The 12,906-nt window shown below is 68.9% G+C and carries 9 protein-coding genes; 6 read left to right on the top strand and 3 right to left on the bottom strand.

Going from position 1 to position 12,906, the window contains the following annotated elements; genetic code table 11:
- Window positions 1–106 precede the first annotated feature (106 nt).
- Window positions 107–3,061, top strand: a complete 2,955-nt coding sequence (locus tag ACT9AS_RS01290; RefSeq protein ID WP_445098309.1) for an EAL domain-containing protein — start codon at window positions 107–109, stop codon at window positions 3,059–3,061.
- A 4-nt stretch (window positions 3,062–3,065) separates the two neighbouring features.
- Here ACT9AS_RS01290 and ACT9AS_RS01285 read toward each other — a convergent pair whose 3' ends face one another.
- The gene (locus ACT9AS_RS01285; protein WP_445099007.1) at window positions 3,066–4,958 is read right to left on the bottom strand and encodes a M61 family metallopeptidase; all 1,893 of its coding nucleotides are present in this window, start codon (window positions 4,956–4,958) and stop codon (window positions 3,066–3,068) included.
- A 359-nt stretch (window positions 4,959–5,317) separates the two neighbouring features.
- On the opposite strand from ACT9AS_RS01285, the gene ACT9AS_RS01280 reads away from it, so the two are divergent.
- The 3 genes from ACT9AS_RS01280 (at window position 5,318) to ACT9AS_RS01270 (ending at window position 7,894) form a co-directional block, all read left to right on the top strand.
- Window positions 5,318–6,799, top strand: coding sequence for an MATE family efflux transporter (locus tag ACT9AS_RS01280; protein ID WP_445098308.1), 1,482 nt, complete (start codon window positions 5,318–5,320; stop codon window positions 6,797–6,799).
- Between the two features lie 76 nt (window positions 6,800–6,875).
- Window positions 6,876–7,232 carry a type II toxin-antitoxin system prevent-host-death family antitoxin gene (locus tag ACT9AS_RS01275; RefSeq protein WP_445098307.1) on the top strand — a complete coding sequence of 119 codons (357 nt, stop codon included), beginning with the start codon at window positions 6,876–6,878 and terminating at the stop codon, window positions 7,230–7,232.
- On the top strand, window positions 7,229–7,894 hold the full coding sequence (locus ACT9AS_RS01270; protein WP_445098306.1) for an AAA family ATPase: 666 nt from the start codon (window positions 7,229–7,231) through the stop codon (window positions 7,892–7,894). Before ACT9AS_RS01275 ends, ACT9AS_RS01270 begins: the two co-directional genes overlap by 4 nt.
- On the opposite strand, the gene ACT9AS_RS01265 is transcribed toward ACT9AS_RS01270, so the two are convergent.
- Both ACT9AS_RS01265 and ACT9AS_RS01260 read right to left on the bottom strand, forming a co-directional pair.
- The gene (locus tag ACT9AS_RS01265; RefSeq protein WP_445098305.1) at window positions 7,880–8,503 is read right to left on the bottom strand and encodes a DUF938 domain-containing protein; all 624 of its coding nucleotides are present in this window, start codon (window positions 8,501–8,503) and stop codon (window positions 7,880–7,882) included. The two genes, ACT9AS_RS01270 and ACT9AS_RS01265, sit on opposite strands and share 15 nt — an antisense overlap.
- Window positions 8,504–8,826: 323 nt before the next feature.
- The gene (locus ACT9AS_RS01260) at window positions 8,827–10,038 is read right to left on the bottom strand and encodes an MFS transporter (RefSeq protein WP_445098304.1); all 1,212 of its coding nucleotides are present in this window, start codon (window positions 10,036–10,038) and stop codon (window positions 8,827–8,829) included.
- 32 nt (window positions 10,039–10,070) lie between these two features.
- Between ACT9AS_RS01260 and ACT9AS_RS01255 the strand changes: the two genes are divergently transcribed.
- Entirely contained in the window at window positions 10,071–10,652 is a 582-nt protein-coding gene (locus tag ACT9AS_RS01255; RefSeq protein ID WP_445098303.1) for a hypothetical protein, read from the top strand.
- Window positions 10,653–10,896: 244 nt separating this feature from the next.
- A complete protein-coding gene (locus ACT9AS_RS01250) occupies window positions 10,897–12,807 on the top strand; it encodes an N-acetylmuramoyl-L-alanine amidase (protein WP_445098302.1) in 1,911 nt (636 codons plus the stop codon).
- Window positions 12,808–12,906: the final 99 nt, after the last annotated feature.

The raw sequence follows: 12,906 nt of genomic DNA, 5'->3' as shown, positions 1-12,906 counted from the left end.
GGGTTTTTCATGCGCGGAGCCTTTGCCGATGTCGGGCCTAAAGGTTTGTGACCGGGTGCCGATATCGTCGACGGGTCGACGTCTCTGTCGCCCCGGGACTCACCAGATGCCGCACAGACCGCCCCAACCTGCCTCCAACGGCGCGCCCACCCACGACGACCCCATCGTCGAGGACTGGCGCGCGCTGTTGCTCGACGCCGGCAATCCCGGCGAGGTGATCGCGGCGGTCGAGCGCACCGCGCGGTCCCTGCCGAACGTGCGCGGCGCGCGGCTGCTGTGGGAGCTTGGCGATGCCCACCATCGGCCCGCCGACGCGAATGAGCAGGCCCTCGCCGACGCCGCGCTGACGGACGCGCGGCTGCAGGCCAGTGATGGCGGGCACCTGCTGGCCATCGCACTGCCGGCCAGCACCGCGGTGCTGCTGGTCGAGAGCGGAGACGGCGACGCCGGCGACGCGCCGCGGGATGCGCTTGCACCGGTATTGCGGGTGGCCGACCGCGAACTGCAACGCCACAACCGCATGGGCGAGCTCGAGCGCGAGGTACGGCGGCTGGAGCATTCCGAACAGATCCAGCGCGCGCTTTTCGCGATCTCGCAACTGTCGGGCTCCGACCGCGACATGTCCGAGGTCCTGCGCGGGATCCACGCGATCGTCGGCTCCCTGATGTACGCGGAAAACCTCTTCATCGTGCAGCGGGACCCCTCCCTCGACACGATCCGCATGCTGTATTTCGTCGATGTCCAGGACCCTCCACCCTTCGACGAGGTGCCCTGCGACGACATCAGGCACTCCAAGACCTGGTACCTGCTGCGCGGCGGCAAGGCCCTGCGCGGCACCCACGAGCGCGTGCGCGCGCAGGTCGACGGCCCGCTGCGCATGGTCGGGACCGACAGCCCCGACTGGCTCGGCGTGCCGGTGCTCGGCGAGGGCGTGGTGCACGGCGCCATCGTGGTCCAGAGCTACCAGCCGGGCGTGCGTTACAGCGAGGCCGACCAGACCCTGCTGGAGTTCGTCGCCAGCCACATCCTCAGCGCGCTGGAACGCAAGCGCAGCAGCGAGCTGCTGGAGCACAACGTCAAGCTGCGGACGCAGGAACTGGCGCAGGCCAACTGCGACCTGCAGCTGGAGGTCGCCGAGCGCCAGCGCGCCGAACGGCTGCAGACGGCACTGTTCCAGATCGCCCAGCTCGCGTCGGACGACATCGACCGGGACGCGTTCCACGCGGGCATCCATGCCGTCGTCGGCCAGTTGCTCAACGCCGAGAACTTCTTCATCGCCCTGCTGTCCGACGACCGCGCGCGGCTGGAGTTTCCCTACTACGCCGATCCCCACCGCGACGACCGCCCGATGCACCGCCCGCTCGCGCGCGGCCTCAGCGAGTACGTGCTGCGCCATCGTCGCCCGCTGCTTGCCAACCGCGACCAGGTAACGGAGCTGGAGCGGCAGGGCGAACTCGAGAATCGTCCCGGCCAAGGCCTGCCTTCGGAGTGCTGGCTCGGCGTGCCGCTGTTTTCCGGCGATACCGTGGTCGGCCTGGTCGCGGTGCAGAGTTACGACCCCGCGATCGGTTACGGCCCGGCCGACCAGGAACTGCTCGGCTTCGTCGCCTCGCAGATCGCCAACAGCCTGCACCGCCGGCGCAGCGCGCAGTTCCAGCAACAGGCCTACGCGCAGTTGGAAGAACGCGTCGCCGAACGCACCCTCGAGCTGCGCCGGCAGATCCGCGAGCGCGAACAGATCCAGCGCCAGCTCCAGCACGAGGTCATGCACGACGCGTTGACCGGTTTGCCCAACCGCGGCCAGTTGCATGAGCGAATCGAGGCGGTGCTCGAGCGGCTGCGCGACGAACCGTCACGGCGCTGCGCGTTGCTGTACCTCGACGTCGACCGCTTCAAGGTCATCAACGACAACCTCGGCCACCTCGCGGGCGACGAGTTCCTGCGCGAGATCGCGCGCCGGCTGCAGTCCTGCGTGCGCAAGCCGGACCTGGTCGCGCGGCTGTCGGGCGACGAGTTCGGGATCCTGCTGGAACACGTGGCGCCCGACGACGGGGACGCCGGCACCACGCCGTCCGCGGTCGCGCAGCGGGTGCTGGACGTGCTCACCGAGCCGATGCGGATCGCGGGCCGGATGCTGGAGCCGTCGGCCAGCATCGGCATCGCGATCGGCGATGCGCGCTACACCCAGGCCGACGAACTGGTACGCGATGCCGACAGCGCGCTGTACCGGGCCAAGGGGCTGGGGCGCAAGCGCTGGCACCTGTTCGACGAGTCGTTGCAGCGGTTTGCGGTCGACGTGCTCGCGATCGAGGCCGAACTGCGCGAGGCGATGCTGCAGGACCAGCTGGAGCCCTACCTGCAGCCGATCGTGCGGCTCGACGACGGCCAGGTGGTCGGCCACGAAGCGCTGGTCCGCTGGAACCATCCGCAACGCGGCGTGCTGGCGCCGGGCGACTTCCTGCAGGTGGCCGAGGACAGCGGCCTGGTCGATGCGATCGACTGGCGCATCTTCAAGCGCAGCATGACCCACGCGGCGGCACTGGACGACGGCACCTACCTGACGATCAACGTCGCCCCGCGCCACCTGCATGGCGAAGACTTCGCGCGGCGCCTGCTGGGCCTGCTGTCGCGCACCGGGCTGTCGCCTTCGCGGCTGGTGATCGAAGTCACCGAAGGCTCGTTGCTGGACGATTCGGGGTGCGTGCGCAACCTGCTCGAACAGCTGCAGGAAGCCGGTGTCGGCGTCGCTCTGGACGACTTCGGCACCGGCTATTCGTCGCTGAGCTACCTGCACGCGTTCCCGTTGCGGATGATCAAGATCGACCGCACCTTCCTCGCCGCGCTCGGCAAGCCGGGTAACTGCGCGGCGGTGGTTTCGGCGGTCATCGCACTGGCCCGCGCGCTCGGCATGGCGGTGGTGGCCGAGGGGATCGAGACGCAGGAACAGCACCGGCTGCTGCTCGGGCTCGGTTGCGGGTTCGGCCAGGGCTACCTGCTCGGCCGGCCGGCGCCGGTCGGCCGCGACGTGCCGGGCCGGCCGGTCGCGGCCGAGGAGCCATAAGCGCCTACAGCGGCTGCAGGATTCCGCCCAGGCGGTCCTTGCTGCCCTCGATCCGTTCCAGATGCGGATACTTCAGGCCGCCGCGGTAATCCAGCGTCACCGTCTTCACCACTTCGCCGTGCTTGACCACCAGCTCGATCGGCGTGCCGTCCGCCTTGGCCGCCTTGATCGCCTCGTCGAGCAGGCCGGTATCGAACGCGTAACCGTTGACCGCCAGCAGGGTACTGCCCGGCGCGATGCCGGCATTGAACGCGGGACCGTCCCAGCGCACCGAACCGGCCTCGCCGTTCTTCTTCGACACCACCATGCCGAGCGAGGCGGTGTAGTCGGCGGCCTTGCGCGATGACAGCACGCCCTTGTGGTAGTCGCTCGGCTCGTCACGGTAGACCAGCTTCCAGCCACTCGCGGCCAGGCCGTCCAGCGGCGGTGCGTTGGCATCCAGGCGGCTGCGCAGGAAAGTCGCCCAGTCGTGCTGCTCGACGCCGTTCAACGCCGCGACCACGTCCTCGAACACGTACGGCTTGACCTCCCAGCTGCCGTCGTCGACGCCGAAGAACGCGCTGGCGAAATCGTCCAGGGAGCGGCGCCCGTTCGACAGTTCGCGCAGCTTGGCGTCGACCGCCAGCCAGACCAGCGCGCCGGCGTTGTAGTAGTCCTCGCTCATCTGGTAGCTGCGGTACGGCTGCGGCCGGCGCGCGGAGATCACCGGGTCGTAGGTGGTGTCCTGCACGTTGCGCCAGTCCAGCCCCGGGCGGTCGGTGGCATAGGTCGAGGCGACCAGCGCCAGTGCGCCGAGCGCGTCGTCCTTGTCCCACAGCCCCGAGCGCGCGGCCAGCACCATGCCCCAGTACTGGGTCTGGCCCTCGTAGACCCACAGCAGGCTGCCGTCCATCGGCACGTGGAAGTTCGGGGTCGCCAGCCCGGCCGGGCGGCGGAACTTGCCGTTCCACGAATGCACGAACTCGTGCGGCAGCAGGTCGCGCGCGGCGACCGAGCTGTCCCAGTCGCTGAAGTAGCCCGGCTTGACCCCGTTCTCGCTGGAGCGGTGGTGCTCCAGGCCCTGCCCGCCCATGCGGTCCGACAGCGACAGCAGGAAGTCGTAGTGGTCGTAGTGCTTCGAGTCGAACAGCTTGTAGGCCTGGTCGACCAGCGCGCGGTGCGCCTCGATCTGCTCCTCGTCGTACTCCAGGTACTTCGGCGCATCGGCGACGATGTCGAGCATCACCGGCGTGTCCGCGCCCGGGTCGAGGTCGACCCGCTTGAAGTGGCGGCCGGCATACACCGGCGAGTCCTGCAGCACCTCGAAGCTGACGGTGCCGTAGCGCAGGGTGTCGCCCTGGCGCTGCTGCAGTTCCAGCGCGGTGCCGGCCTGCCAGCCAGACGGCAGCACCAGGCTCGGCGTGACCGCGATGTTGCCGGCTTGGTACCCGGACGGGTACAGCGCGACGGTACCCCACTGCACGTTGAGCATGTCGTGGGTCATCACCACCCGGCCCTCGTTGCCGGCGGTCGGGGTCAGCATGTCGAACCGCACGTCGAGCGAGCTCACGCCGGCCGGCACCTCGAGCTTGAATGCGTAGACATCGAGCGGATCGCGCTTCCACGCCAACGGCTGGCCGTTGGCGCTGACCTCGAGGCCGGCGAGCTTGTTGATCGGGCCATCGGGCCGGTGCTTGCCGGGAATCCACTTCGGGAACAGCAAGGTCAGCTGGCCCGCGCTCACCGGGATCTGCTGGCGGACGTGCAGCACCCGCCGCGCGACGTCGGTCGCATCGACGGTCAGCACCATCGTGCCGGGATAGGCACTGTCGACCAGCGCGCCCTGCGGCGACACCGCGGCGCCCGGCGTCGATGTGGTGGCGGGCGACTGCGCGAGCGCGATCGACAACGGCAGCATCGCCAGCAACGGCAACGCGACGGACGGACGGAACTTCGACATCGACAGACCCCTGTTGTGGCAACCCGTCCATCCTACGGACCCGTGCCGGCATGGCCCCTGCCAAACGGCATGGGGCGGTGGGACGGGGGACGGTTGGCGGAGGTCTTCGGAGGGTGGCCGCCTTCGTGGCGGGCTTCATTTGCAAGCTTCGTTGTAGGAGCGACGTAAGTCGCGATTTCCCCGATGCCCGGGATCGCCGTGCATTCGCGACTTACGTCGCTCCTACAACGGAGGGATATCGCGGGACGTCACCAACCCCCCCATTCGCGCCATGTCCACCGCGCTCCGCTAGGCTGGCGGCCTGCCGAGGAACCGCGATGACCCAGCAACGCAGCCTCACCGAGGGCCCGATCGCCCGCACCCTGTTCGTGTTCGCCCTGCCGATCCTCGGCGGCAACGTGCTGCAGTCGCTCAACGGCTCGGTCAATGCCATCTGGGTCGGCCGCTTCCTCGGCGAGGAGGCGCTGGGCGCGATCGCCAATGCCAACAACATCATGTTCCTGCTGCTCGGCGGGGTGTTCGGCTTCGGCATGGCCTCGACGATCCTGGTCGGGCAGGCGATGGGGCGGCGCGACCTGCCCGGCGCGCGCAGGGTGATCGGCAGCGCGGCGACGTTCTTCCTCGGCATCTCGGTGCTGCTGGCGGCGATCGGCCTGCCGCTGTCGCGCCACGTGCTGGTGTGGATGAGCACGCCCGAAGCCGCGCTGCCGCTGGCCGACGCCTACCTCAAGGTGATCTTCCTGGCACTGCCGTTCCTGTACGCGTTCGCGTTCCTGTCGGCGATCCTGCGCGGCGCCGGCGACACCCGCACGCCGTTCCTGTTCCTGCTGCTGGCGGTCGCACTCGACATCGGGCTGGTGCCGCTGCTGATGTTCGGCGTCGGCCCGCTGCCGGAGATGGGCATGGCCGGCAGTGCGATGGCGACGCTGGTGGCCAACATGATTGCGCTGGCGGCGATGCTGTTCTGGCTGCGCCACAAGCGGCACCCGCTGTGGATCGGCCGCCACGAGCGCCACATGTTCGTGCCCGACTGGACCATCGTGCGCACGCTTGTCACCAAGGGCGTGCCGATGGGCCTGCAGATGGTGCTGATCTCGATGGCCATGATCGCGATGATCACCATGGTGAATGCCTATGGCACCCACACCACCGCCGCCTACGGCGCCGCGCTGCAGTTGTGGACCTACGTGCAGATGCCGGCGATGGCGATCGGCGCGGCGTGCTCGTCGATGGCGGCGCAGAACGTCGGCGCCGGCAACTGGCCGCGGGTGGAGGCGACCACGCGCGCCGGGGTCGGCTTCAACTTCCTGCTGACCGGCGCGCTGATCGCGCCGCTGATCCTGCTCGACCGCTTCACCCTGTCGATGTTCATGCCGGCCGGCAGCGACGCGCTGGAGATCGCGCGCCACCTCAACCACATCGCGGTGTGGTCGTTCCTGTTCTTCGGCGTGACCTTCGTGGTGGCCGGCGTGGTGCGCTCGACCGGCGCGGTGGTGCCGCCGCTGGTGATCCTCGGGCTGGCGCTGTGGGGCGTGCGGGTGCCATTCGCCAACTGGCTGCAGCCGCAGCTCGGGGTCGACGCGATCTGGTGGAGTTTCCCGGTCAGTGCGTTCGTGTCGATGGTGCTGTCGCTGGCCTACTACCGCTGGGGCCGCTGGCGCCAGGCGCGGATGCTGCCGGTCGATCCGGATGCGATCGCGATCCCGTCGGAGGTGCCGGCGCAGGCGCCCTCGCCGGTGGCGGACGAGGGCGCGCGGGTTGAACAAAACGGGAGCGAGGCGGTGGCGATGCCACGGTAAGGCGCCTCCAGCAGCCTTATACCCTTTTTGGTGAAAATTGGGTATATTGGACCTTTCTCCGAACGAGGCGTGCGCGATGGCCCTGCCCCTGTACCTCGATCCACTCGACGACCTGCCCCGCACTCCGGCCTCCGACGTCAAGAAGCTCGGCTGGCGCGGCGTGATGAAGTCGCTCGGCAGCATCGGCAAGGTGGTGGTCACCAACCACAACCAGCCCGAGGCGGTGATCCTGTCGGCGGCGGAGTACGACCTGATCCTGCGCGCGCTGCAGCAAGCTGCGGCGAAGGACGGCGACGCGCTGGACGCACTGCGTCATCGTTTCGACGCGCGGCTGGCGTCGCTACAGGACGATGATGCCGGTGATCGCCTGCGCAGGCTGATGGACGGACCCGCCCGCCTGCGTGGCGAAGTCAGGGCCGGGACCGGGCATTGACGGCCCGGCCGGTCCTCTACGTTCTCGCCGGGGTCAACGGTGCGGGCAAGAGCTCAATCGGCGGTCACCTGCTGCAACGCGCCGGACTGGGCTGGTTCAACCCCGACACGTTCGCCCGCGAACTGGTCGCCTCCACCGGCTGCGACCAGGTCGAGGCCAACGCCGCCGCCTGGCATGAGGGCATGCGACGCCTGGACATCGCCATCGACGAAGGCCGCCATTACGCGTTCGAGACCACCCTGGGCGGCCGGACCGTGCCGCAACGGATCCGCGAAGCCAGCCACAGCCACGACGTCATGATCTGGTTCTGCGGCCTCGCATCGCCGGAACAGCACCTGGCCCGTGTCCGGACCCGCGTTGCGTCGGGCGGCCATGACATTCCCGAGGCAAAAATCCGCGCGCGATGGGATGCTTCGCGCGCGAATCTGATTGCCTTGATGCCACACCTCGCCCACCTGCAGGTCTACGACAACAGCGTCGACGTGGTTCCGGGTGAAGCGATCGGCGATCCCCGACTGGTCCTCCAGATGGTCGCGGGCCGCTGCGTCCACCCGATCGACCCCGCGTCACTCGCGCGGACACCGGACTGGGCCAAACCGTTGGTGGAGGCCGCGCTGCTTTCCGGGATCAATGTGGAAACCGCTCGCTCACACCGCGGCTAAACGCCTACACCAAACCAGGCAACGATTGTTCGCCGGCATCGCCACGTCGGCCTGCAACGCCAGCCCGACGTCGCGCGCCAGCGTGTTGACCGCTTCGAAGTCGCGAATACCCGAAGCCGGGTCCCGTGCGCGCAGCCAGCCGTCGAATTCGCGATTGCTGTCGCTGCTGAAATGCCCGCCGTAATTGAACGGCCCATACACCGCCAGCGCTCCACCGGGCGACAACACTTCATCGATGCCCGCAAAGAACCGCTGCACCGACGGCCAGCCCATGATGTGCAGGGTGTTGGCGCTGAACACCCCGTCGAACCGTCTGCCACCCCCCGCACGCGGCCACGGCCCGGCATCGACATCGAGTTCCAGCGGCGACGGCGTGTTCGGCAGCGCCGCCTCGTCGAGCCACGCGCGGATGCCCGGCAGGTGCTCCGCCCGATCACTGCACTGCCACGACAGCCACGGCATCGCCGCCGCGAAATGCACCGCGTGCTGGCCGGTGCCGCTGCCGATCTCGAGCACATGCCGCGTGTCGGCAAAGTGCTCGCGCAGCACCGCAAGAATCGGTTCGCGGTTGCGTTCGCAGGCGGGTGAAAACGGTTTGTCGGCGGTCATGGGATGGGTAGCGACGGCGGGACTCCAGTGTCGCCGACTCCAGATGGCGACTAAACCCGCTCCTAAAAGTGCACTGGCCGATGCGCAACTCTGCGGACGCCTACTCCGGCCCAACCTCGGCTGACTTCATACGCCGAAGCGGCGACCTGCCGGGGTGTTGCGGAGAGTGCGCCATGGATGGCGCACGTCCCCCGACTCGGGCCATGGATGGCCCGACGGAGGGGGCGGAGACAACACCCCGGCAGGTCGTCGCCCCACACGAAGCCCGCACCCCACCCGAAGCCCGCACCCGCACCCGCGCCCGAACCCCACCCCGACTCGCGTCAGCCTTCTTCCGCCACCACCATCACCCGCCGCTCGTCCCACCGCGCCCACGCATAGACCAGCAACCCACCAACCGCTGTCGCCGCACCGACGTACCCGGTCGAGGTCCAGCCGAACCCCGCGCTGATCGCCAGCCCGCCGAGCCACGGCCCCAGCGCATTGGCCGCATTGAACGCCGCATGGTTGGAAGCCGCCGCAAGCGTCTGCGCCTCACCCGCGACATCCATCAACCGCGTCTGCAGCACCGGCGCCAGCGCACCCATCGTGCCGACCGCGACCACCACCGGCAGCATCGTCCACAGCGAGCCCGCGGCGACCGGATAGACCAGCAGCACCAGCGCCGACCACGACAGGATCACCGCCGCGGCGCGGAACTGCAGCCGGTCGACCAGCCAGCCGCCGGCGAGGTTGCCGATGATCGAGCCGACCCCGAACACACCCATCGCGATCGGAATCCAGCCGTCGGACGTGCCGGTGACGGCCGTCAGCGTCGGCGCGAGGTAACTGAAGGCGCAGAACATGCCGGCGAATCCGATCGCCCCGATCAGCAGCGTCAACCAGACCTGCGAGGTGTTGAACGCGCGCATCTCGCGCAGCGGCGTCTGCCGCGGCTCGGACGGATCGTGCGCCAGCCAGCGCGCGACCAGCGCAACCGTCAGCACCGCGACCGCCGCGACCAGCGCGAACGTGTAGCGCCAGCTCAATTCCTGCCCCAGCCAGGTGGCGAGCGGGTTGCCGACCAGGATTGCGATCGACAGCCCCAGCATCACCCGGCTGATCGCCGCGCCGCGCTGGGCCGGGCCGCTGATCGACGCGGCGACCAGCATCGCCACGCCGAAGTAGGCCCCGTGCGGCAGGCCGGCGATGAAGCGGAACGCCAGCATCGAGTGGTAGCCGGGGGCGAACGCGGTCGCCAGGTTGGCCAGCGCGTAGAAGCCCATCAACGCCAGCAGCAGCGAACGCCGCGGCAGCCGCGCGCCGAGGATCGCCAGCAACGGCGCGCCGACCACGACCCCGAGCGCGTAGGCACTGATCAGGTGGCCGACCTGCGGCTCGGTGATGCCGAAGCCGTCGACCAGGCTCGGCATCAGGCCCATCATCGCGAACTCGCTGGTGCCGATCGCGAACCCGCCTATCGCCAGCGCGAACAGGATCAGCGCGTAGTTGCGCCGGTTGTGCTGGTGGGCGGTCAGGGAGGAGGCGTCCGACAAGCCGGAGTCCTTGAGGGAAAACGAGCCGCCTATTGTGCGCCGCAGCAGGCGCGCCTGCGGTAACGGCGGTGAAACAACGCGTTGCGGGCTTCGCGCGGCGATCCGACATCGCGCACACTCCCCGGATGCGTCCCGTCGTCGACAGCACCCTGATCTTGCCGGTTCCGCCCGGCCAGTGGTCGCCGCCGACCACGGCGGTCAGCGTCGGCGGCATCCACCTGGACCCCAAGCGCGAGCTGCACATCACCCTGATCGGTGGCGAGCTCATGCGGGAATTGCGCGCAACGTTTGGCGATTCGCGGACCCGCACGGCGGTCACGACCGCTTACGACGAACACGACTGGCACTTCGATCGCACCTGCCATTACCTGCTGCTTCGCAAGCCGATCGCCGGCCGGGGCGTGGCCCACTCGATCATCGAACGGATCGAACTGCCGGCCATGGCGCCATTCCACCACCGCCTCGGCGTCCTGCTCGGCCGCGAGCTGCCGGTGCCGCCGCCGCACGTGACCCTTTTCGTTGCGGGCCGCCCTCGCGGCATCGGCGTGGCGAGCGACGCCGCCTTGCGGGCCCTGCAAGTGCGCGCGGTCGCGGCGGCGGAATTATCCGGCTGACGTCGCAACCGATCCGCCCTGCACAACGGCCGGTCCATACGGATGCGTAGCGCAAAGTATCGATGCGTCGCGCCATCGCGCTTAACAAGCCACTCACAACCACGGGATGAACGGCAACAAAACGACGCCGGTTCACAACGACCGTCACAGGTTCGCCCACGCGGTCTGCTTTCGCGTATCCCAGCCACCGTCGGCATGTAGAAACGGCGGCGCAGGGGGTTAGCGAACCAGAGGGGTTCACGGAATGAATCGAAAGACCGTTGTCCTGCTGTCCGCCGTAACCGCCGCGCTGCTCGTGTCGCCGGCGGTCTCCGCCCAGACGCTCGTGTCGAACGAGACCGCGCTGCAGGCGCGACTGGATGTCGAAGAAGCCAGGCTGCGACCGCAGCGGCAGGCGTTGCAGGGATATTTCCGGCAGGCCTATGCACGCTACCCGGCGATTCCCGCCGGCACGCTGGAGGCGATCGCGTACGTCCAGACCCGCTGGATGGACCTGCAGCCGGATCCGAAACGGATGCCGGGGGAGCGTCACCACCACATGCCGGCCGCGTACGGGCCGATGGGCCTGTACGCGGGTGAAGGTTTCGCCGACCAGGTCGCCGAGGGCGCACGCCTGCTCGGGACGACGCCCGGACGCGTGCGTCGCGATGCACGCCTGAACGTGCTGGCCGCGGCGGCGTTGCTGGATCGCGAAATCCGCAGCGACAACCCGAGCATCCAGCGTGAGGATCGCAGGCCCGAGTCGATACGGCCGGCGCTGATGCGTTACGCCGGCTTCGCCTCCGCGCAGGCCACGGCCGACAGCGAGATCGCCGACTACGCCCGCACGTCCTTCGCCTACGACGTGTTGCTGGCGCAGGACCGTGGCGTCGACGACCGCGGCATCAAGGTGCCGGAGCGCCCGATCGAGTGGGAACAGGCGTTCGACATCGAGCAGCTGGTCAGGCTGCGGGCACCGTTCGTGCGGCTGGACGTCGCCAACGACCGCATCGAGACCGCCGGCTACGCGATCGACCCGGTCACCGAAACGCTGAAGGCCAAGGCGCCGGCGCGGGCGACCGCAAACGCGGATGGCAACGGTCAGGACATGGGTGCAATGAGCACCGACTACGGCCCCGCGTTGTGGGTCGCCTCGCCGTACCACCACGCGCGCAGTTCCTACAGTTCGGTGACCATCCACACCGCGCAGGGCAGTTACGGCGGCACCATCTCGTGGTTCCAGAGCAACCCGTACAGCGTCAGCGCGCATTACGTGATCCGCAGCTCCGACGGCCAGGTCACCCAGATGGTGCGCAACTCGCGTGCCGCCCACCACGTCGGGGTGCACAACAACACCACGCTCGGCATCGAGCACGAGGGCTACGTCAACAACAGCTCCTGGTATACCACCGCGATGTACAACAGCTCCGCCGCGCTGGTGCGCGACTTCTGCGGCAAGTACTCGGCCATCACCTGCGCCAACGCCTACGACGGCCCCGCCCACAGCGGCGTGGTGGTGCTGTCGACCGCGATCGACGTCAAGGGCCACCAGCACTACAGCAGCCAGACCCATACCGACCCCGGCATCAACTGGAACTGGGGCCGCTACTACGATCTGCTCAATCCCGGTGGCGGCGGTGGCGGCACCACCATCCTCGACAGCTTCGAGGGCAGCGTCGGCCACTTCAATACCAGCCCGACCTATTCGGGCAGCACCACCGGCATCTCCACCGCGTCCAGCGCGACCCGCACCTGCAACACGCGCCGCAATGGCAACTGTTCGCTGCGGGTTCTGCTGAAGGACAACAGCGGGTCTTCGGCGAACTGGGCGGTGCGGTTGCTGTCGGGTACCGGCAGTCCCGGCAGCAATACACCGCTGACCCGGGCCGGCGGCAGCGTCGGGTTCTGGGTGTACGCCGGCGGCAGCGGCATGAAGGTGGGTCTGGGCATCGATGACAGCGACGGCACCGAACGTTCGGTCACCCGGTCGTTGGCTGCCAACAGCTGGACCTACGTGTCGTGGTCGCTCACCGACGCCGGGCAGTGGAACGCCTGGGTCGGCGGCAACGGTGCGATCACCGCCGCGACGGTGAAACTCGACGCGGTGTGGCTGTACCGCGCGCAGACCGCCTACGACGTCAACATCTACATCGACGACGTGCAGATCAACCGCTGACGGGGCCGGGCCCCCGCCGGTGCGTGGCGGGGGTCCCACCGGTCAGCCTGCGGGTGCCGGCGGCCGGGGCTGAAGCATTCATGTGCCGTCTCACCGTGT

The sequence above is a fragment of the Lysobacter sp. F60174L2 genome, assembly GCF_052547135.1.
This window is presented reverse-complemented; position numbering and strand designations above follow the sequence as displayed.

Coding starts and splice junctions, on each gene's coding strand:
- ACT9AS_RS01290 (WP_445098309.1), top strand. CDS start 107: ATGCCGCACAGACCGCCCCAACCTGCCTCCAACGGCGCGCCCACCCAC.
- ACT9AS_RS01285 (WP_445099007.1), bottom strand. CDS start 4,958: ATGCTGCCGTTGTCGATCGCGCTCGCGCAGTCGCCCGCCACCACATCG.
- ACT9AS_RS01280 (WP_445098308.1), top strand. CDS start 5,318: ATGACCCAGCAACGCAGCCTCACCGAGGGCCCGATCGCCCGCACCCTG.
- ACT9AS_RS01275 (WP_445098307.1), top strand. CDS start 6,876: ATGGCCCTGCCCCTGTACCTCGATCCACTCGACGACCTGCCCCGCACT.
- ACT9AS_RS01265 (WP_445098305.1), bottom strand. CDS start 8,503: ATGACCGCCGACAAACCGTTTTCACCCGCCTGCGAACGCAACCGCGAA.
- ACT9AS_RS01250 (WP_445098302.1), top strand. CDS start 10,897: ATGAATCGAAAGACCGTTGTCCTGCTGTCCGCCGTAACCGCCGCGCTG.